The organism is Vreelandella sp. L-15 (genome assembly GCF_056857635.1).
This window is the reverse complement of sequence record NZ_JBSXNN010000092.1, coordinates 13880-34642: the sequence shown is the minus strand read 5'-3', so window position 1 is coordinate 34642 and position 20763 is coordinate 13880. Positions and strand designations below refer to the sequence as shown.

The window sequence follows — 20763 nt, the reverse complement described above, 5'->3', positions numbered from 1 at the left end:
CTCCTTAAGAGTGAGTGGTCGCAGGCACAAGCGTACCTTTGGGTAGCTGCATGGTTAAACAGTGCAGGCTGCCGTGCTGACGAATCACGCTGATGCACTCAATGGGGATCAGCGTATGTTCTGGAAAAGCGACGGCCAGCGCCTGCAGTGCGGTAACATCCGCTGGGTCGCCATAGGTAGGCACCAGCACCGCATCGTTGATAATCAAAAAGTTCGCATAGGTGGCTGGTAGGCGATGCCCATCTTCCGGGTCAAAACAGGCCTGGGGCCAGGGTAGCGGAATAAGCTGGTAGGGCTCTCCGTTACGCTGACGGAAGGCTTTTAACTCCTGCTCCATTGCCTGCAGGGCCGTGTAGTGCGGGTCAGTGGGGTCGTCACAACGCACATAGGCAATGGTCGAGGGGTTACAAAAGCGTGCCAACGTATCCACATGGCTGTCCGTGTCGTCGCCTTCTAAATGTCCATTGGCTAGCCACAGCACGCGGTCTACGCCAAAGTCATCTGCCAAAAGCGCTTCAACGTCTTCTCGAGAGAGCGACGGATTGCGGTTTGGGTTGAGCAGGCACGCTTCCGTGGTGAGCAGCGTGCCTTCGCCGTCAGTCTCGATAGCCCCACCTTCTAACACCATCTCCCGAGAAGAGACTGGGCAGGCCCATAAGCCCGCATCGGCTAGCCACTGGGTTAGCTGATTGTCCCGCTCAGCAGGGAATTTACCGCCCCAGCCGGTAAAGGTGTAATCCAGCAGCAGCGGCTGGTTATCTTCGTCCAATACCGTGATCGGCCCATGATCTCGCGCCCAGGTATCGTCGGTGGGTGCAACAATCAGCAGCAGCTGATGTTTGGGGATGCCGTAGGCATCGAACGTGGCGGTCAGGCGCTGATGGGTCGCCTCGTCTGGCACGCTGATGATCACGCGCTGATAGCGCGCCGTGGCAAGCACAATGCGCTCAAGCGTTGCTTCGATACGCGACAGCATATAAGCCCAGTCTCCGTCTGGACGGGGCCAGGTGAGCTGTAGGCCATCTTGAGGGTGCCATTCGGGCAATAAGCGGTGAGTCTTGGTAGCCAACGTAAAAGGTGCTCTCACTAGTCAGAATAAGCTTGCCCGGCGGGCAAGAGGGTCGGGCGCAATTTAGGGGGTTGCTCCTCAACTTGCAAGCGATACCGTTATAAAGGGAACGGCCTTGGAGAGGGCGACTCTAAGGCTGCGTTTGCACATGCAGCCATGTTAAAAAAACCGTACCATGGACGCCCATTATTAAGGAATGTAGCCATGCTTGATCGTTTGCCTTTTCTGGTGGGGCTGCGCTATGTGCGCGCTAAACGCCGGAACCACTTTATTTCGTTTATCTCCTTAACGTCGATGCTGGGGCTGATGCTAGGGGTGGCGGTACTGATTCTTGTACTGTCGGTTATGAACGGATTTGATCACGAGCTGCGCACGCGCATTTTAGGCATGGTGCCCCACACCAAAATTGAGTCCCAGGAAGGACTGGTAGAGTGGGAGGCGTTGGCAGAGCAATTAGTACAGCGCGATCGAGTGATTGGTGTGGCCCCTTACGTTGAGCAGCAGGGTATGTTCTCCGCTGGCGGCCGCAACCAAGGCGCGATGGTCAACGGCATTCATCCGGATTGGGAAGACCAGGTCTCTATTATTGGCGAGCACATGCGCCAGGGTGAGTTGGCCGACCTTGTGCCCGGTGAGTGGAATGTTGTGCTGGGTTCGATGCTCGCCCGCAGGCTAGGCGTTGGCGTGGGTGACCGCGTGACGCTGCTGGTGCCCGAGGCATCGATTACTCCGGCAGGCGTTTTCCCCCGACTGAAGCGGTTTACCGTCAGCGGTATTTTCAGCGTAGGTGCCGATCTAGACGCCAATTTGGCCTACGCCAATATTGAAGATATGCAAACGCTGGCACGTATGGGCGATGCGGTTGGTGGTTTGCGCCTAGAGCTAGACGACCTGTTTATCGCCGGTAGCGAAACTCAGGCCATTGTGAACGAGTTGGGCCCAGGCTACAGCGGCTCCGACTGGACGTTCTCCCATGGCAATCTCTTCCAAGCTATTCAGATGGAAAAACGCATGATCGCGCTGCTGTTGACCGTGATTATTGCGGTTGCCGCGTTCAATATTGTGTCGACGCTAGTGATGGTGGTGACGGATAAGCGTGCGGACATTGCCATTTTACGCACCATTGGTGCCACACCGGGCTCCATCATGGGTATTTTCATTGTGCAGGGGCTAGCGATTGGCCTGATCGGCATTGCGGTAGGCGTTACCGTGGGCATTCTGCTGGCGCTCACCATTTCCGATTTGATTGGCTGGTTTGAAACGGCGTTTGGTATTCAATTCCTGGATGCGGGGGTTTACTTCATTAGCGACCTGCCGTCGCGTCTGGAGTGGAGCGATGTGCGTGACATCGTGCTGGCCGCGTTTGGCCTGACGTTCCTCTCGACGCTTTATCCCGCATGGCGAGCTGCTCGCGTTCAGCCTGCTGATGTACTGCGCTATGAATAAGGATGCCCCGATGACGCCAACCACCTCTAACGCCGTTATGCTGGAGTGCCGTGGACTCACCCGCATTTACAGCGAAGGCCCTCAGGATCTCACCGTACTGGATCAGCTTGAACTGACCGTCCGTGCCGGTGAACGCGTTGCGATTGTAGGAAGTTCGGGTTCAGGCAAGACCACGCTGTTAAACCTGTTGGGCGGCCTAGACCGCCCGAGCGATGGCAGCGTCGTGATTGGCGGTGAGGCACTTTCGGGCCTGAATGAAGCCGCGCTGGGCCGCTTCCGCAATCAATATATTGGTTTTGTTTATCAGTTCCACCATTTGCTGGCGGAATTTACGGCGGTGGAGAATGCTGCGCTGCCGCTGATTATTCGCGGCCAGTCTAAAAAAGTGGCTGAACAGCGCGCTATGCAGATCCTAGAGCGGGTGGGGATGAAAGCGCGTGCCGACCATAAGCCGGGTGAGCTATCGGGCGGTGAGCGCCAGCGAGTGGCGATTGCCCGGGCGCTAGTGACCGACCCCAGCCTCGTATTAATGGATGAGCCGACCGGAAACCTGGATCAAACTACCGCAGCGTCTATTCTGGCGCTGATGGATGAGCTGGCCAAAGAGAGCGCCTGTGCATTTGTGATTGTGACTCACGATGTGGGCTTGGCTGCCCATCAAGACCGTGTCATGAAGCTGGATGGGGGGCGCTTGGTCGCTCAGGCATAGCGATGCGCTAGTTTAGTCGTCAAACTCTGATTCGATGCGAGCCCTGCGCCGCCGTCTTTTAAGGCGGCGGCGCTTCCAGTTATGGGAGACGTGCCAGCGCCAGATAAGGCGAATGCCAATGTTAGCGACGACCGCAAGCACAATCGCAGTAATCAGAGAGCCCAGTAGCAGCGGTGGCAAGATGTCGTGCATCTGCTCAGCTATCCAGCGGGTTGAGATGCGGGAAGGGGCCTCCCGCGCGGGCGCCCCAAGCAAAAAAGTGCCTATTCGATAATTCACATAAAAAATCAGCGGCATGGTAAGTGGGTTGGTGACCCACACAAGCCCTACCGAAAGTGCCAAATTGCAACGACTTAGCCGCGCACCCAGAGCCGCCACCACCATCTGAAAGGGGATGGGTAGCATCGCGCAAAACAGCCCGACGCTAAACGCGTTCGCAACGCTGCGTCGAGTTAGTAGCCATAAGCCCGGATCCGCAATCAGCGGTGCCATAAAGCGCAACGAACGCTGGCGCCTTAGCGTATCGGGTTTTGGCATGTAGCGCTGCAGGAAACGGCGCGGCATGTCAGGTACTCTTACTTTAGATCGTTTCTATTATCCATATAGCGTAGGGCTTCGGCTACGGCGTGCGCAGTAATGGTTGAGCACCAGGGAGGGGCGGATGGGGCAGGGCATTGCAATGCCCGCGGCATTAGCAGCGCTTGGCGGTAGCCTGTTGGCTTGGTGGGCCGGTGGGCAGGGCGGTACATGGCTGCTGCCACTGGTCCTCATGATGGCGGGGCTAAGCGTTGGCGTATGGCGGCCACGGGCCCTAGTATGGTTGCTCTTAGGCGGGTCCGTTGCCTTTAGTATTCAGCAGGAGTGGGTGCGTCGGCTGCCCGTTGGGCTGAGCGGGCAGGATATAGCGGTGCATGCCAAAGTGACCGCTGTACAGCAGCAGTCAGGGGTTCAGCGGTTGCGATTGAGTATCGAGCGCTGCACAGCCCCTGCCCATCTTCCCCGTTGTGATCAATTAAACAGCGTTCGGGTGAGCGCTTACGACCATGAGCATGAGTATGTGGTTGGCGAGCGCTGGCAAATGACGCTGCGCTTACGGCCGCCCTATGGCTTTATCAACCCCAATACTTTTGATTATGAGCAGTGGTTATGGCGTGAAGGCATCCACGCTACTGGATATATTCGCCCCGATCCTGCGCCGCAGCGGCTTACGCACGCTTCTCCTCGGCTGCGCCAATTGGCATCCGACTTTCTAGCACAGCTGCCTTTAGAGGCACGTACCCAACGCTGGCTGGCCGCATTGACGCTTGGCGATAGCGAAAAGCTTAACCAAGATGACTGGGCGCTGTTAAACGCTACGGGTACCACGCACCTCGTGGTGATCTCGGGCCTGCATGTGGGGCTGGTGGCGTCATTCGTGCTGCTGCTAGGGCGTTATGCTGCGCGTGTCGTTTCGCCTACCAACTGGCGGCTGCGCACTTGGCCCTGGTGGCTTGCTGGCGCGGCCGCCGTTGGCTACGCCGTGTTGGCCGGGTTGGCGCCACCGGCAATGCGCGCGATGATTATGACGTTGCTGGGGTTGTGGGTTCTAAGTGGCCGCCATGCACCGGGGCCCTGGCAAGCTTGGTGGCTTGCACTGGCACTGGTGCTGATAGTTGACCCGCTAGCACTTTGGCGGCCTGGGTTGTGGCTCTCGTTTATGGCGGTAGGGTGGCTGATTATTATCTGGCAGGGTCGGTCCAGGCCGCGCGGTGTAAAAGGCTGGTGCTGGGCACTGCTGCGTTCTCAACTGTTATTGGCCCCTTTAATGGCCGCAGCGGTGTTGTTTGCCTTTGGGCGTGTAGCCCCTACGGCCCCTTTGATCAACTTAGTGGCGGTGCCATGGGTCAGCTCGGTCATGGTGCCTACCGCGCTACTCGGCTGGCTGCTGTCACCCCTTCCGTTTGTTGGTCTAGTGCCCTGGTGGGTGTTTGAGCAAGCCTTAGCGGTATTTCATCAGCTGTTGGTTGTCGCTGTGGAAGCCGCACCGCTCTGGCAGCCTCCCGCGCATTTGGCCTATCCATTGGCGGGGAGCTTGGTGCTGCTGTCGCTGTGCTGGGGCTTGCCCGCCGTGCCGCGTTGGTTACGCGTGGGTGCGGCGGTACTCTTGGTGACAATTCCCTGGTGGCCGAGAGAGCAGGCGATTCCGCCGGGGCAGCTTCACGTGACGGTTTACGATGTGGGCCAAGGGCAGTTAATAGAGCTGCGCAGTGCCAATTTTCGGCTGCTCTATGATACGGGGCCACGTTTTCGCAGTGGCTTTATGCCCCTGCAAAGCCTATGGCCCCCAGGTCAAGATTTTGACCAAGTAATGGTCAGTCACGCGGATACTGACCACGCCGGAGGCGTAGATGCGCTACTAGCGGATCACCAAGTAGCGCAGTGGTGGGCGCCAGCAGGGGAGTCGCTATCTATCCCAAGCCAGCGCTGCGAGCAGGGGCAACGCTGGCAGCGTGACGGTATTACGTATCGAATACTCTGGCCACCGAGCGGTGAGAACACTCTATCCTCTAATGATCGCTCTTGTGTGTTAGCAGTGTATGCGGGTGAACATAGCCTGCTGATCACCGGTGACGTAGGGAACCAAGTGGAGCGACAGCTTCTACCGCAGCTGAATGGCAACGTGAGTGTATTGGTGGCGGGCCACCACGGCAGCGGCACCAGCTCGGGTGTTCAGTTTGTGCGCGAGACGCAGCCACATCACGTGGTTTTCAGCGCTGGGCGAGACAATGCGTTCCGCCACCCTGCCGACGACGTTGTGCGGCGCTTTCGGCAGCAGCATAGCTGCCTATGGAACACCGCCCAGGACGGCGCGCTTAAATTTACGCTGATACCGCAGCAGCCAGTCACCTTTCAGCCACTGCGGGCCTTGGCAGGTGGCCATAAGCGGTGTTGAAGCGCGCCACCATCAGGTAGAATCGCCCACACTGCACACTACTGCCGGGAGCGCGTGTGACTGACTCAGGTTGGATATTATATAAACGGTTATTGGGTTACGTTAAGCCACACTGGCGTGCGTTTGCGCTGGCGGTGGTGGGTTTTGTGATTTACGCAGCTTCAAGTACCGCGCTGGCGGAAATGATGAAGCGGCTGATTGATGGGATTCAAAACCCAGACGCCGATTTTCGGTTTTTCCTGCCGCTGTTTGTAGTACTCATGTTTGCCTCTCGCGGGCTGGGCACTTTTCTGAGCACCTACTTTATGGCCTACGTGGGGCGCTATGTGATTCATACGCTGCGCTGCGATGTGTTTGCCCACTTGCTTCACCTGCCAGGTCGTTTTTTCGATCACCACTCCAGCGGCCACTTGGTATCAAGGGTCACTTACCACGTTGAGCAGGTAGCCGGTGCAGCGACCAATGCGGTGACAATCATCCTGCGTGAGGGGTTGTTTGTCGTGGGGCTGGTAGGCTATCTATTCTGGACCAACTGGATGCTAACGCTGCTGTTTTTGGGTGTTACTCCGATTATTGCCGGTGTGGTGAGCTATGTGAGCAAGCGCTTTCGGCGTATCTCCAAGCGTATTCAACACTCCATGGGCGATGTGACTCATGTGGCTTCTGAGGCGCTTTCGGGCTATCGCGTGGTACGTACCCACGGCGCAGAAGCGTACGAGAAACAGCGTTTTGAGCGCGTGAGTGAAGAGAACCGTCGCCAGAGTATGAAAGAGGCCATGACCCGAGCGGTTAGTTCGCCTGTCGTGCTCATGCTGGTGGCGATCTCTATGGCGCTGCTAGTGTGGCTGGCCATGGCGCCCTCGCTGATGGAAAACATGACGCCGGGGGAGTTTGTCGCCTTTATCACCGCCGCTGCCCTGATGATTAAGCCGGTGCGCCAGCTCACCGAGATTAACAGCGAGATTCAGAAGGGCATCGCAGCGGCCTCTGAGCTGTTTGGCCTGTTAGACCTCACCCCTGAACAGGATGAAGGCTCTCTCATTCCCAGCAAGCTAACGGGCAATGTGGTGATTGAGAACGTCAGCTTCCGCTATGGTGACGACCAGCCCAGCGTACTGCACAACGTGAATCTTAACGTTGCTCCCGGCGAGCTGGTGGCTATTGTGGGCCGCTCGGGCAGCGGTAAATCAACGCTCGTCAGCCTGCTGCCGCGTTTCTATCGCCCCAGTGAAGGGCAGATTTTGATTGATGGCGTGAATGCCGATGAGTACGCCTTAGGGCCGCTGCGCCAGAATATTGCCCTGGTGTCCCAGCAGGTCACCCTGTTTAACGCCTCCATTGCTGACAATATTGCTTACGGCGTGGCTGACCCAGACCCGGCCGCCATTAAGGCGGCTGCCGAGGCAGCCTACGCCAGCGAGTTTATTGAAAAGCTGCCAGAAAGTTACGCCACGGTCGTCGGCGAGAATGGGGTGATGCTCTCGGGTGGGCAGCGCCAGCGGCTCGCCATCGCCCGGGCCATTTTTAAAGATGCGCCCATTCTGATTCTGGATGAAGCGACCTCCGCACTGGATACCGAGTCAGAGCGCTATATCCAAAAAGCGTTGGAGCACGTGTGTGAAGGGCGCACCACCCTGGTCATAGCTCACCGACTCTCCACCATTGAGCGTGCCGACCGCATTCTAGTGATGGATCAAGGGCGGATTATTGAGCAGGGTACCCATCAGGCGCTGCTTGAAAAAGGTGGGGCCTACGCCGCGCTGCACCAGCTTCAGTTTCAGGAGAGTGAATGAGTCTTGCTCAGCGCTGGATAAAGGCTGCCTATGGCGGCAGTAACTGGCTAGTACCGCTCTATCCGTTGGGTAATTTATACCGTTATCTTATGGGGCGGCGAGCACAGTGTTACCGCGAGGGAAATAAACCAGTTTGGCAAGCACCGGTGCCGGTGATCGTGGTGGGCAATATTACGTTAGGCGGTACGGGTAAGTCACCGCTTGTGGCCTGGCTTAGCCGTTGGCTGGTACAGCAGGGATTTTCACCCGGTATCGTCACCCGCGGCTATGGCGGTAAAGCGCCGCACTATCCTCTGTTAGTAACGCCTTCTACAGACCCAGCGCATAGCGGTGATGAACCACTGATGCTGGCACAGCAAACCGGAGTACCGGTGGTGGCGGACCCGCAGCGAGCGCGGGGTGCTGAAAGGTTGGTGCAACAGGGCTGCGATGTACTGATTAGCGATGACGGCTTGCAGCACTTGGCCTTAGGGCGCGATATTGAACTGGTGGTTATCGATGGTGCTCGTGGGCTAGGCAATCAGCGCTGCCTGCCCGCTGGGCCTTTAAGAGAGGCGCCCGGGCGACTTGCAAGTGTGGACGCTGTGATTGTCAACGGAGCGCTACAACGCCCGCTGGAAATATCTAGTGTGGCTATGCAGCTGGTACCTCAGCGCTGGCGCCAGCTGCCTACTGGGCAGCACTATCCGTTGCAGCCGCTGCCATTTGCGCTGCCGGTGCATGGGCTGGCAGGTATTGGCAACCCTCAGCGTTTTTTCAATACGCTACGGGAGTTAGGCGTGGAAGGGGAGATGCATCCCCTGGCAGACCACCAGCCATTTGATGAACACACGTTTCAATTTATGCCGCCACGACCAATCATTATGACGGCGAAAGACGCCGTAAAGTGTCAGGCGTTTGCACCGTCTGATAGCTGGGTATTAGAGGTGGAGGCGCAGCTTCCACAAGCATTTGAGGACTGGCTGGCAAACAGGCTGTCCGTACTGACACAAAGGGGATGCACCGATGGATAAGGAACTATTGGCAATGCTGGTTTGCCCGCTCTGCAACGGCAAACTGAAGTATGATCGTGACGCCCAAGAGCTTTGCTGCCACTACGACGGTTTAGCCTATCCCATACAGGATGGCATTCCTGTCATGCTGCCTGAAGAGGCACGGCAAATGGGTGCTGATGAAAAGTTACCTACCTCGCCTGGCCGCACCGGAGAGGCGTGATGTCTGATGTTACGCCGCAATTTATTGCCGTTGTCCCCGCTCGTTTTGGCTCCTCTCGCTTGCCGGGCAAACCGCTATTAGAGATCGCCGGTGAGCCCATGGTGGCCCATGTGTGGCGGCGAGCCTGTCAAAGCCAGGCCAACCGCGTAGTGGTGGCGACAGACGATACGCGGATTCGCGATGCCATGCTGCCCTATGGAGCTGACGTAGTGATGACTCGCGATGACCACCCCTCGGGCACTGACCGGCTCGCCGAGGTCTCCGACCATCTAGGCCTAAGTGATGACACGCTGGTCGTGAATGTGCAGGGGGATGAGCCGCTGATTCCTCCGGCACTTATTGATCAGGTCGCACTGCGCCTGGCGGATGACCCCGAGGCGGCGATTGCCACCCTAGCCGAGCCGATTGCGGATGTTGATACGCTGTTTAATCCTAACGTGGTGAAAGTCGTGCGGTCGCTACAGGGGCGGGCGCTCTACTTCTCGCGAGCGCCGATTCCCTGGGATCGCGAGCACTTTAAAGCACAGCCAAGCCTACTAGAAACCGATGCTTGGCTGCGCCATATTGGGATCTACGCCTACCGAGCGAGTTTCTTAGCCGCCTATCGGGATCTAGCGCCCTCCAGCCTGGAGCAGTTGGAGCAGTTGGAGCAGCTTCGGGCACTACAGCATGGCTACGCTATTCAAGTGGCGCTGGCGAGCGCGATAAACCCCGCCGGAGTCGATACGGAAGAGGATTTGGCGCGGGTAAGGTCGCTGTTGTCTGCCGAGCGTGAAGGAGGCATTTCATGACGCGTGTTCTCTTTGTTTGCCTGGGCAATATTTGCCGTTCACCAACCGCGGAGGGCGTTTTTCAGCAGGCGCTCGACCGTGCAGGGTTAAGCAAACGCGTGGAAATCGACTCCTGCGGTGTTGGCAGTTGGCATGTTGGCAAAGCGCCCGACCCCCGTGCCCAGGCAGCCGCGCTGCGCCGTGGTATCGATATTAGCCATCTGCGCGCCCGTCAGTTAAAAGCGAGTGACTTCCTGGAATTCGACTACGTGCTGGGCATGGACAGCGATAACCTGGCGGCGATGCAGGCGCTAAAACCGGCCGACAGCCAGGCTAAGGTAGGGCTGTTGTTGGAGTATGCAGGACTCGCGAATACCGATGTTCCTGATCCTTATTACGGCGGAGAAGCGGGCTTTGAGCAGGTATTGGATATGATTGAGCAAGCCAGTACCGGACTGATTGCAGAGCTGACCTGTGGGCGCTGATAGCTTGGATGGGGCATCCGTCTGGGTGGACCTCACTACAGCCAATACGCTTCGCCTACCTTGCCAAGCGGCGCGCTACATTGCACCGACAACGCTCTCTAGCCTGCAGGCTGCCTTGTATAGCGCGCGTATTCATCAGTGGCCAATTACCCTGCTAGGCGGTGGCAGTAATGTGCTGCTGCCACCAACGCTTCACGGTATGGCGCTTCGCCCGGCACTTCGCCATTGGTGGCTGGAGCGCAGTGGTGATGACGTCACCGCCTATGTGGGTGCCGGTGTGAGCTGGCATGCCTTGGTAATGGCATTGGCGACGCATGGCTTGTGGGGGGTTGAAAATTTAGCGTTGATCCCTGGCGATTGCGGCGCTGCACCGGTACAAAATATTGGTGCTTATGGTGTCGAGCTCAGCGATGTGTTGAAAGCAGTCCAGGTTGCCGAGTTGGCCACTGGCGAGATGTACTGGTTGAACGCTGATGCGTGCCAGTTTGGCTATCGCGACAGTATTTTCAAGCGAGCACTAGCGGGTAAGGTAGTGATCACCCAACTTGCGCTGCGGCTGTCCGCCACGCCGAGGCCCGTGCTGGGTTATGGCGATTTGGCGGCTCGCGTGTCGGAGTCACCGACCCCTTTGTCCGTGGCTCAAGCGGTCTGTGCGATTCGCCAGGAAAAATTGCCTGACCCAGCTGTGCTAGCGAATGCGGGCAGTTTCTTCAAGAATCCGCTAGTGAGCAATGAGCATACGCATCGGCTGTTGAAGGAGTATCCAGACATGCCGTATTTTCCTCAGCCCAATAACCAAACTAAGCTGGCAGCAGGCTGGCTGATTGACCAGTGCGGCTTAAAGGGGCAGCGCCTGGGAGCATTTGGCGTCCATGAGCGCCAAGCGTTAGTGCTGGTGCACTTTGGGGGAGGAGATCGCCCAGGACTGCTGAGTTTTGCAGACACTATTGCTCAGACCGTGTTTGATCGGTTTGGTGTATTGCTAGAGCTAGAACCGCGGGTGATCTAACGTCTGCTTATCTTTACCACCCATAAAAAACCCCGCCGAAGCGGGGTTGTTTGTTGCGAGCACTTACTCTTGCGAGTTTTGCTGTGCCTGCTGCTTGCGTAGTTCGCGCGGGTCGTTATGGGCACGACGGCGACGACGCGGTTTTGGCGCCTCCTCATCAGCTGTCGGGGCCTCGCTAACGGGATTTGCCGCTGGCGCATTGTCGGCGGGTTGCGCTGACACGTTCTCTTGCTCTTCTGGAGCAGGGGCCGCTTCCATCTTGGTAGCCGTCTCGTCGTGAGCTTCAGCAGCTGGCTGCTCGCTCGCTTCTGTTGAAGGCTCTTGATCCGCCGCCGGTGAAGGCGCTTTCGCCGTTGAGGGCTCTTCACTGACTGTTGGTGCTGAAGCTTCTTCATCCGTAGAAGCCGCTGCTTCGGCGTTGGCAACCAGAGTGTCTTTAACGCTGTCCTGCTCAGCAGTCTCAGCAGTCTCATTCGCTACTGTCTGAGTCTGAGGCTCTTCCGTGGGCACTGTGCTTTCAGCAGCAGCTTCTGCCGTACTTGCTTCTGCAGCTGCGTCATTCGCTTTTGGCTCGCGCTCTGCGACGTGCTCGGCAGCGGTTTGCGGCGCTTCTGTGGCGTCTTGGGCTGCTGTTTCTTGAGCCACCGGCGGCTGTTCCGCTTTGAGGTCGTCAGTTTGAGCATCGGCGGCCTTGGTCTCGTCAGCGTTTGGCGCGCTCAAGGCTGCTGCATCGCTGCTGTCAGCCGCTGGTGTGCTGGTGGCTTCGTGCTGCACTGACTCAGGCTGAGCCTGACGGCGCTGGCGCGTCGACTTGCGCGCTTTGGCGGCGCTGTTGGCCGGGCGCTCAGCAGTTGTGCTGTCATCCGCTGCCGCTTGAGCCTGCTCAGCGCTATCGTCTTTTTCGCTGCTTACTTGCTCAGTTGCTGGCTTGTCAGCCGGTGTTGGCGATGCTTCCGTGTTGTTGTCAGGCGCGCTAGCGGCTTCAGATGTCGCTGTGGCTGCCGGGGCTTCTTGGGGCTGAGGTGCCTGCTCCGCTTCTGCCTGCAGCTTCAGCTGTTCTGCTTCCGCTTGAGGGTTTAGCGCCTGCTTGCGCGAACGATGACGCGGGTTGTTACGCGTACGCTTCGGCTTGCCGTCGTCTTGCTTGCTGTCGTCAGCCTGGGCCGTAGGCGTACGTTCATCGCTTTTGGGCTTGGCATCACGTGGCTTGTCACGACGGTTATCCGGCTGGACGGCAGGCTTGGCTGCCTCCTCTTTAGGAGCGTCCTTGTTTACGGGCTCTTTCTGATGCGTGTTTTTCGCGTTCTCTTGGGCCTTGGCATCGTCCTGCTGCGGATGACGACGACGGTTGCGGGTGCGGCTGGGGCCGCTGCGCTTATCGCTTGCATCGTCATTGCGAGGAGTGGCATTACCGGATGGCGTGCTGCTGCGCTGCTCGTTTTTGGCCCTGGTGTCGCTGCGCTCCTGAACAGGTTTGGAGCGGCGTTCACTGCGTTGCGGGCGGCTACTCTTCGGCTGTTCAGTCTGCTTACTTGGTGCCTGGGCTTCCTGAGCTGGCTGCTGGCTGCCGTCATCGCCGCCCAGCAGTTTAGCAAAGCCGCGGATAAAGCGGCCAAGCACGCTGGGCTGTTCAGCAGTAGCGGCGGGTGCAGGGGTGGCTGCAGCCGCTTTAGCAGGCGTTTCTTCTGTTTGCAGCGATGCCGGTGCTGGGGCGTTGTGTACTACGCTCTTAACGGCCGCTTCGGCCCGCTGTGCAGGCGGTGCAAAGCTAGGGTCAGGTTCTTTGCCAACATCGGTGTCGGTAGACAGCTCGAAGCTGGAGAGCGTATGGCTCTCGTCTTCGTCCAAATGGTCATCCCGCAGGCGCTGAACATCGTAGTGCGGAGTATCCATTTCTGGGCTGGGTAGCAGCACCACGCGAACGCCTTGGCGAGACTCGATATCTGCCAGTACGCTGCGCTTTTCATTTAGCAGGTAAGTGGCCACCGGTACCGGCAAGATGGCGCGAATCTGCGCGCTGCGCTCTTTCATTGCCTCTTCTTCAATCAGGCGCATGATCGAGAGCGATAGTGAACGCACGTCGCGGATGGTGCCTTGGCCGTTACAGCGTGGGCACACTACGCCGCTTGTTTCGCCCAGGGAGGGGCGTAGGCGCTGGCGCGACATTTCCATTAAGCCAAAGCGTGAAATGCGCCCAATTTGTACCCGAGCACGATCTAGCTTCAGAGCATCGCGCATGCGGTTTTCGACTTCACGCTGGTTGCGCGCAGGGCCCATGTCGATGAAGTCGATCACGACCAAGCCGCCAATATCTCGCAAGCGAAGCTGACGGGCAATTTCGTCGGCCGCTTCGGAATTGGTTTGCAGCGCTGTTTCTTCGATATCACTGCCCCGCGTAGCACGCGCGGAGTTGATGTCGATGGACACCAGAGCTTCAGTGTGGTCGATTACAATCGAGCCACCAGAGGGCAGTTTTACTTCCCGCTGGTAAGCGGTTTCAATTTGCGACTCAATCTGGAAGCGAGAGAAGAGGGGGACCTCATCTGCGTACAGCTTAATTTTCTGCTGGTAAGAGGGCATCACCTGGCGGATAAATGCCAGCGCCTCGGCGTGAATCTCGGGGCTGTCGATCAGCACCTCGCCGATATCCTGACGAAGGTAGTCGCGCATGGCGCGAATGATGACGTTGGATTCACGGTAGATTAAGAACGGTGCAGAACGCTTACCGGCTTCTGTGGTGATGGACTCCCATACCTGAACGAGATAATCCAAGTCCCACTGAAGCTCTTCTGGGCTACGGCCAATGCCTGCGGTGCGAACAATGAGGCCCATTTTGTCGGGCACAGTAAGTTGGCCCATGGCGTCTTTTAACTGGCTGCGATCATCCCCTTCAATACGGCGCGAAATACCGCCCGCACGAGGATTGTTGGGCATCAAGACGAGGAAGCGACCTGCCAAGCTAATAAAGGTGGTCAGCGCTGCCCCTTTGTTGCCGCGCTCCTCTTTATCGACCTGAACAATGACTTCTTGGCCTTCTTTGAGCACTTCTTTAATGCTCGGGCGGCCAGAGACATCTTTGACAAAATATTCGCGGGAGATTTCTTTCAGCGGAAGGAAGCCGTGGCGCTCAGCGCCAAAGTCAACAAAAGCAGCTTCGAGCGAGGGTTCTACACGGGTGATTTTACCCCGATAAATATTGGCTTTTTTCTGTTCCCGAGCGCCAGATTCAATATCTAAATCATACAGGCGCTGTCCATCTACCAGTGCGACCCGCAGCTCTTCCGGCTGGGTCGCGTTAATTAGCATCCGTTTCATGTTGTCTCACGTAGCATGGCGTGCCGAAGCGCTTTTAAAGGCTAGCGTCGGCGAATCGCTGGGTGCTGCGTGCTTGTGCTCGGCGCATGGTTATGCTGACGCATTAAGCCGGGAAGGCAGTTCTGCCGACCCGGCCGAAAGGGCGTTGAGTACGTGGCGGCGGCAGAACATGTTTCGGTGGCTGTCACGTCCATCCGGCTCTGCTGACACCGCCCACACCTGGCATTCATCGATTCACCAACGCCGGTATCGGCACAGCGTTGATCTTTGCGCCCCAGAATTGGCAGTGCCTTGTGACGAAAAGGGGCTGCCACTCTGAAGCGTAACGTTTATTTAGTGACGGGCCTGCCGTTGCTGGCATGACCTGACGCTCTCTGTCGTTACCCATTTACTTAACGGCAGAGTTACTACATTTCAATACGTGATAAGCAGGTAGTGCGTACACTGATCCATGCTTTTTCGCTCTGACCTGCGTGTTTGTCGGGCAGGTGCGAAGGCAAAACGTGGGCAATCATTCGCCATACAAGGATTATATAAGCGGGCCACGTTCGGCCCGGCCACGTTGGCCGATGAGCGCTTTGGAATATAACAGTAAAGACAACCACCAGCAATTGACGCAATGCCGGTGGGTCTACGTTAGAATGCCGTTTTTAGCCTGACGTTAAAGAATGTCACCAGGAGTGCGCGGCAATGTCCGAAGGGCGTGAAGTACAGTGGGTGGATATTGCCCCGGAACAAGCGGGTCAGCGAATCGATAATTTTTTAATGACCCGGCTAAAAGGTGCACCTCGTGCATTGATCTACCGCATCGTGCGTAAGGGTGAGGTTCGGGTCAATAAGAAACGGGTAAAAGTGGATTATCGCCTGCAAGCGGGCGATTTAGTACGTGTTCCGCCACTGCGCCTAGCGCCTAAAGAGGCGGTGAAAGAGGTGAGCGATAATCTGCGCGACCTGCTTGTCGGCAGCGTCATTATGGAAGGGCCCGACTGGATGGTGCTGAATAAGCCGTCAGGCTTAGCAGTCCATGGTGGCAGTGGCGTTAAGATTGGTCTCATCGAGGCGTTGCGCCAAGTGCGGGACGACCTAACGTTCCTGGAGTTAGTGCACCGCCTGGATCGTGATACCTCAGGTTGTTTGCTGCTCGCCAAGTCTCGCGATGCGCTGGTAACCCTTAATGAGGCGTTGAAAAAGCACGGCATGGATAAGCGCTACTTGGCGCTGGTGGCCGGGCGCTGGCCGGCCCGTAAAACTTATGAAAGTGCTCGGTTGGACCGTTTTGATGCAGGTAACGGCGAACGGCGCGTGCGGGTAGATCCCAACGGTAAAGTGTCGCGCACCCACTTCTCTGTAGTGGAAACCTTTGAAAAGGTCACGTTAATTGAGGCTGAGCCCGTTACGGGGCGCACACACCAGATTCGTGTGCACGCAGCCCATGCTGGCCATGCGCTGCTGGGGGATGATAAGTACGCTACTCGTGAGAGCGGCTTGTTAACCAAGCAGCTGGGGTTGGGGCGACTTTTCCTCCATGCACGCTCGTTAACATTCCCCGAGCCTGGCAATGGCAGGCCGGTGACGGTAAAAGCGCCGCTTCCGGAGGCGCTTGAAGAGACGCTCAAGCGCGCACGTCAATAAAAGAGAACTGTTATGCGCTATGAGCTAATTATTTTCGATTGGGACGGCACACTCATGGATTCTGTGCCGAAGATTGTTTCCTGTATGCAAGCAGCAGCGGCAGACGCTGAATGGGGTGAGCTTGAAGTCAGCGCCATTGAAGACATTATTGGGCTGGGTCTTCCTGAGGCGATTGCCAAACTCTGCCCAGGCATTGAGCCAGAGCAGGCGGAGCGCTTGCGCCAGCGCTATTCCCATCACTTTGTTCATGGTGACACTACGCCTATGCCCTTTTTTGATGGGGTTGAAGCGCAGTTGGCAAGGCTGAGAGAGCGGCCCCAGCAGCGGCTTGCGGTGGCGACGGGTAAGAGCCGTCGTGGGCTTGATCGGGTTTTTAATGAAACAGGTAGCGGGGGGCTGTTCCACACTAGCCGGACTGCTGACGAAACGCGCTCTAAGCCCCACCCGCAAATGCTGCTAGAGATTTTGGCTGAGCTTCAGGTTCCAGCAGAGCGAGCGGTAATGGTGGGCGATACTGAGTATGATCTTGAAATGGCGCGTGCTATCGGTATGGATCGGGTGGGCGTAACTTACGGAGTGCATACTCCCGCTCGGCTAGCCGCTAGCCAGCCGGTGTGGGTCGCTGAAGACGTGCCGTCGCTATTTGACTGGCTGCGTCATGCATAAGGGCGTCCTTAAACGAAGAGTAGGAGCTGACGATGAGTGATGAGCAGCAGCGCGGTGGTGACAGTGAAGAGGCTTCTCAAGGTGAAGATCAGCGTGGTGTTCATGATCGCTGGACCCAGGGGCCGGATGTCTCCACCAAGGCACAAGAGTCTCCGTTGCCAGGTGGGCAGGATGACGATGCGGAAATACTCAGAGAGCGTCAGCGCCTAGCGCAGCTTGAAATGATGGATCGCTGGATTGGTGGCGTCTTGACCGAGCAGCGTAGAACACGCCGTTGGAAGCTGTTTTTTCGGCTGATGCTGCTGGCGCTAGTGCTGGTATCACTCACGGTTACGTTATATCGCGTGTTTTTAGCCGAGCCGTCAGCCGTGGTGCCTGCGCAGCAACATCTTGCATTGGTGGAAGTGCATGGCGTGATCGCCAGCGATTCGCCCGCTAATGCTGAGCGTATTATTCAAGGGTTAAACCGGGCTTGGGAGAGTCAAAGCGCGTCGGCAGTGGTGCTGCATATTGATAGCCCTGGTGGAAGCCCAGTGCAGTCGCAGCGTATTTACTCGGAGGTTATGCGGCTGCGTGAGCAGGGAGATAAGCCGATTATTGCCGTGATCGAGGATATCGGTGCCAGCGGGGCGTACTATATTGCCGCTGCGGCGGATGAGATAGTGGCATCTCCCGCCAGCTTGGTGGGCTCCATTGGGGTGATCTATGCCGGTTTTGGCTTTCAAGAAGCTATTGATGAGCTGGGCGTCGAGCGGCGGGTGATGACTGCAGGCGAGAACAAGGCGTTTTTAGATCCATTCCAGCCCTTGGATGAGGAGGTGGCTCGTTTCTGGCAGAGCGTGCTCACTCAAACTCATGAGCAGTTCATCAATGATGTACAGGCTGGGCGTGGTGATCGTTTGAGTGATAGCCCGGAGATCTTTTCCGGGCTGATCTGGAGCGGTGAGCAGGCGCTTGGCTTGGGGCTGGTCGATGAGTTGGCAAGCCTTGAACAGGTGGCGCGTGCTCAGGTGGGTGAGGCATCATGGGAGAACTATACGCCCCGCCTGGATCCCTTTGAGCGCCTAACGCGGCGTTTTACCCAGGCCGCAGCGGAAGTGCTTGGCTTGCACAGTAGTCATGCGCCTATAAAGTTTCAGGCGCAGTAGCATTAGGCATCGCCAAGCGGGTTCATGCCTGCTTGGCGAAGCATGTCGCACAAGGCAATCAGCGGCAGACCGATCAGCGCATTGGGGTCACGCCCCTCTAAGCGCTCAAACAGAGCAATGCCTAAGCCTTCCATGCGAAAACTGCCGGCGCTATCCAGTGGCTGCTCTATTGCTACGTAGCGCTCAATCTCCCGCTCGCTCAGCGTGCGGAACACCACGTCAAACGGTTCGATATGGACCTGATGGCGCTGGTGGCGCGTGTCTAATAAGGCCAGGCCAGTTAAAAAAGTGACTCGTTGGCCTGAGAAGCGGGCTAAGTGAGCGCAGGCCCGCTCCGTAGTATGGGGTTTGCCGAGAATATCCCCTTCAAACAGAGCAATCTGATCAGAACCAATAATGCAGTGATTGGGGAAACGTTCCGCGACGGTATTAGCCTTGCTCAATGCTAGGCGGTGAACGAGTGCCTTTGGTGACTCGTCTGGAAGTGGCGTTTCGTCAATATCGGGCGAGTAGCATTGGTAGGGCAGGTGTAGCCTGTCCAGCAGCGCTTGGCGGAAGCGCGAGCTGGAGGCGAGCACAAGAGGGGCGTTTTGCGTTTGCGGCACTATCGTCTCCTTGTGGCCTGAATGGCGCAATATGTACTGGCAATGAGTGTAGCGAAAGCCCAGCGGCATGCCTATTGACGCTGTTTTCATCGATAAACCGATAAGAATTATGCCATGAGCTTTGACACCAGGAGGGCGAGTGCCTATCATTGCGCGCCTATGTTGACCTCACAACTCCCCAGCCGGGTTGAGCCTTATAAGCTTGCAGCCCGCCGCGAACGACTTGAAGGCTTAGTGGCGCTGAATAAGCTGCCCCGCCTCGCTGAAGAAGCGGGTGACCAAACCGGCGACTGTCACGTCGTGCTTGGGTTTGGTGTAGATGCCCAAGGCCGTCGCGAAATTCGTGGTCATTTGCAAGCGACCCTGGCGCTGCCTTGTCGCCGCTGTATGGTGCCGCTTAGCCAAGACGTTTCCAGTGACTTCCTGCTTGGAATGATTACCGACGAAGCCTTGGCGGCCGAGCTGCCTGCCAGTCATGAGCCGGTGCTGGTGGAAAATGAACAGCTGGACTTGCTGACGGTAGTTGAGGATGAATTAATCCTCAGCCTGCCGCAGGTGGTCTATCACGATGAGACCGAATGCCATGTCTCGGCGGAGCAGCTGGTCAGCAAGACCGAAGGCGCGGCGGATGAATCCGCTTCAGCCAAGAATCCTTTCGCGGTGCTCAATGCTTTGAAAAGCAGTGGCGCTTTGAAAGGCAAAAAGTAAGCATCACTTACCCTACATACCTTGGAGTAAACACCCATGGCAGTTCAACAGAACCGTAAAACTCGTTCCAAGCGCGGCATGCGTCGTAGCCACGATGCGTTGAGCGCACCGACTCTGTCCCAGGATAAAGAAACCGGTACCACTCACCTGCGTCACCACGTTTCTCCGGATGGTTTCTACCGTGGTCGTAAGGTAGTTGAGGTTTAATCCTTAACTCTCTAACGAGTGGCGAAACAGAGTGGGTGCATTGCGCCTAGCGATTGATGTCATGGGGGGTGACCAAGGCCCTCGTGTCATCATAGAGGGCTCTGCAAGGGCAGTGATTGAACGTCCTGACCTAGAGCTCGCTCTGTTTGGCCCGCGTCAGCGTGTTGTCGCTGAGCTTTCGCGCTTGCCGCAGCCCTTGGCTGCGGCAGCGTCACGTTTAGTCGTCTGCGATGCGCCTGATACTGTGTCACAAGATGCTTCTGCTGCCTGGGCGTTACGCTCTGGGGATAAGACCAGCATGGTGCATATGTTGCGTTATGTGGCACAAGGTTATGCTGCAGCGGGTGTTAGTGCAGGAAACACCGGTGCACTAGTCGCGCTTGCAAGGCGTGAGCTTGGTATGCTGCCAGGCTTTTCCAGACCTGCTATCAGTACGGCGATTCCTGCACGGGGTGGTCGTCGCTGTTATTTGCTGGATTTAGGCGCAAATGTGGATTCGCCCGCATCACGGCTAGTGGATTTTGCCATGATGGGTGCGGCAATGGCGCAATGTATGGATGGTATTAATTGCCCTCGAGTCGCGCTATTGAATGTTGGCGCGGAAGCGACCAAGGGCAGTGCGACGGTGCGAGAGGCTGACCGGTTGCTGCGTGAGCGCGCTACCACATTAAGTTTTGCTTATCAGGGGTATGCCGAAGGTGGTGACATCTTCCAGGGCGATATTGATGTCATGGTCTGCGATGGCTTTGTTGGTAACGTGGTGCTCAAGGCGAGCGAAGGTTTGACCCGTATGCTGGTGGAGCGTGTGCAGATGGCGTTTGAGTCACGCTTATGCGGGCGCTTAGCAAGTTTACTGGCCAAACCTGTGCTGAAGCGGCTAAAGCAGGAGCTTGACCCCGTTCGTTATAATGGCGCAAGCCTACTTGGGTTAAAACGTATTGTGGTGAAAAGCCATGGTGGCGCCCGTGCAGATGGGTTCTACTATGCTATTCAGCGAGCGCTGCAGGAAGTAGAGCATGACTTGCCTACTCAGCTTGCCAAACGCTGGGCTTAG

The 20763-nt window shown here is 57.2% G+C and carries 19 protein-coding genes; 15 read left to right on the top strand and 4 right to left on the bottom strand.

Annotated features, from left to right (window positions below; all coding sequences use genetic code 11):
* Positions 1-4 precede the first annotated feature (4 nt).
* Positions 5-1069, bottom strand: a complete 1065-nt coding sequence (locus AC13CY_RS13690) for an agmatine deiminase family protein (RefSeq protein ID WP_172514586.1) — start codon at positions 1067-1069, stop codon at positions 5-7.
* Positions 1070-1273: 204 nt separating this feature from the next.
* Here AC13CY_RS13690 and AC13CY_RS13685 point away from each other — a divergent pair, with 204 nt between their 5' ends.
* Together AC13CY_RS13685 and AC13CY_RS13680 are read left to right on the top strand one after the other, a co-directional pair.
* Positions 1274-2515, top strand: a complete 1242-nt coding sequence (locus AC13CY_RS13685) for a lipoprotein-releasing ABC transporter permease subunit (protein WP_044629201.1) — start codon at positions 1274-1276, stop codon at positions 2513-2515.
* Positions 2516-2525: 10 nt separating this feature from the next.
* A complete protein-coding gene (locus AC13CY_RS13680; protein WP_232068246.1) occupies positions 2526-3224 on the top strand; it encodes an ABC transporter ATP-binding protein in 699 nt (232 codons plus the stop codon).
* A 12-nt stretch (positions 3225-3236) separates the two neighbouring features.
* Here AC13CY_RS13680 and AC13CY_RS13675 read toward each other — a convergent pair whose 3' ends face one another.
* Positions 3237-3788, bottom strand: coding sequence for a DUF2062 domain-containing protein (locus tag AC13CY_RS13675; protein ID WP_058577888.1), 552 nt, complete (start codon positions 3786-3788; stop codon positions 3237-3239).
* Between the two features lie 97 nt (positions 3789-3885).
* Between AC13CY_RS13675 and AC13CY_RS13670 the strand changes: the two genes are divergently transcribed.
* The 7 genes from AC13CY_RS13670 to murB are packed head-to-tail and all read left to right on the top strand — an operon-like array spanning position 3886 to position 11428.
* Positions 3886-6156 (top strand): DNA internalization-related competence protein ComEC/Rec2, encoded by a 2271-nt coding sequence (locus tag AC13CY_RS13670; protein WP_062373433.1) that lies wholly within the window; start codon positions 3886-3888, stop codon positions 6154-6156.
* A 56-nt stretch (positions 6157-6212) separates the two neighbouring features.
* Complete coding sequence (msbA, locus tag AC13CY_RS13665; protein ID WP_172514584.1) at positions 6213-7949, top strand: lipid A export permease/ATP-binding protein MsbA; 1737 nt, start codon at positions 6213-6215, stop codon at positions 7947-7949.
* Complete coding sequence (gene lpxK / locus AC13CY_RS13660) at positions 7946-8962, top strand: tetraacyldisaccharide 4'-kinase (protein ID WP_074210476.1); 1017 nt, start codon at positions 7946-7948, stop codon at positions 8960-8962. The genes msbA and lpxK overlap by 4 nt, the downstream gene beginning before the upstream one ends.
* A complete protein-coding gene (locus AC13CY_RS13655; RefSeq protein WP_054641055.1) occupies positions 8955-9164 on the top strand; it encodes a Trm112 family protein in 210 nt (69 codons plus the stop codon). Before lpxK ends, AC13CY_RS13655 begins: the two co-directional genes overlap by 8 nt.
* Entirely contained in the window at positions 9164-9955 is a 792-nt protein-coding gene (gene kdsB, locus AC13CY_RS13650) for a 3-deoxy-manno-octulosonate cytidylyltransferase (RefSeq protein WP_044629208.1), read from the top strand. Before AC13CY_RS13655 ends, kdsB begins: the two co-directional genes overlap by 1 nt.
* Entirely contained in the window at positions 9952-10419 is a 468-nt protein-coding gene (locus AC13CY_RS13645; protein WP_044629209.1) for a low molecular weight protein-tyrosine-phosphatase, read from the top strand. Before kdsB ends, AC13CY_RS13645 begins: the two co-directional genes overlap by 4 nt.
* Positions 10409-11428 carry a UDP-N-acetylmuramate dehydrogenase gene (murB, locus tag AC13CY_RS13640; protein WP_244154911.1) on the top strand — a complete coding sequence of 340 codons (1020 nt, stop codon included), beginning with the start codon at positions 10409-10411 and terminating at the stop codon, positions 11426-11428. The genes AC13CY_RS13645 and murB overlap by 11 nt, the downstream gene beginning before the upstream one ends.
* 63 nt (positions 11429-11491) lie before the next feature.
* On the opposite strand, the gene rne is transcribed toward murB, so the two are convergent.
* Positions 11492-14743, bottom strand: coding sequence for a ribonuclease E (rne, locus tag AC13CY_RS13635; RefSeq protein WP_172514583.1), 3252 nt, complete (start codon positions 14741-14743; stop codon positions 11492-11494).
* Between the two features lie 690 nt (positions 14744-15433).
* Between rne and AC13CY_RS13630 the strand changes: the two genes are divergently transcribed.
* Genes AC13CY_RS13630 through sppA form a run of 3 tightly spaced genes read left to right on the top strand, consistent with a single transcriptional unit; the run spans position 15434 to position 18189 of the window.
* Positions 15434-16375 carry an RluA family pseudouridine synthase gene (locus AC13CY_RS13630; protein WP_054645061.1) on the top strand — a complete coding sequence of 314 codons (942 nt, stop codon included), beginning with the start codon at positions 15434-15436 and terminating at the stop codon, positions 16373-16375.
* A gap of 12 nt (positions 16376-16387) precedes the next feature.
* A complete protein-coding gene (locus AC13CY_RS13625) occupies positions 16388-17041 on the top strand; it encodes an HAD family hydrolase (protein ID WP_054641056.1) in 654 nt (217 codons plus the stop codon).
* Between the two features lie 32 nt (positions 17042-17073).
* On the top strand, positions 17074-18189 hold the full coding sequence (gene sppA, locus AC13CY_RS13620; protein ID WP_089674961.1) for a signal peptide peptidase SppA: 1116 nt from the start codon (positions 17074-17076) through the stop codon (positions 18187-18189).
* Between the two features lie 2 nt (positions 18190-18191).
* Here sppA and AC13CY_RS13615 read toward each other — a convergent pair whose 3' ends face one another.
* Entirely contained in the window at positions 18192-18794 is a 603-nt protein-coding gene (locus tag AC13CY_RS13615) for a Maf family protein (RefSeq protein ID WP_054641057.1), read from the bottom strand.
* A 159-nt stretch (positions 18795-18953) separates the two neighbouring features.
* Here AC13CY_RS13615 and AC13CY_RS13610 point away from each other — a divergent pair, with 159 nt between their 5' ends.
* Genes AC13CY_RS13610 through plsX form a run of 3 tightly spaced genes read left to right on the top strand, consistent with a single transcriptional unit; the run spans position 18954 to position 20763 of the window.
* Positions 18954-19502, top strand: coding sequence for a YceD family protein (locus AC13CY_RS13610; protein WP_044629215.1), 549 nt, complete (start codon positions 18954-18956; stop codon positions 19500-19502).
* A 36-nt stretch (positions 19503-19538) separates the two neighbouring features.
* Positions 19539-19709: a 50S ribosomal protein L32 gene (gene rpmF, locus AC13CY_RS13605; RefSeq protein ID WP_009099300.1), complete on the top strand. Its 171-nt coding sequence runs from the start codon at positions 19539-19541 to the stop codon at positions 19707-19709.
* Between the two features lie 40 nt (positions 19710-19749).
* Entirely contained in the window at positions 19750-20763 is a 1014-nt protein-coding gene (gene plsX, locus AC13CY_RS13600) for a phosphate acyltransferase PlsX (RefSeq protein ID WP_287836976.1), read from the top strand.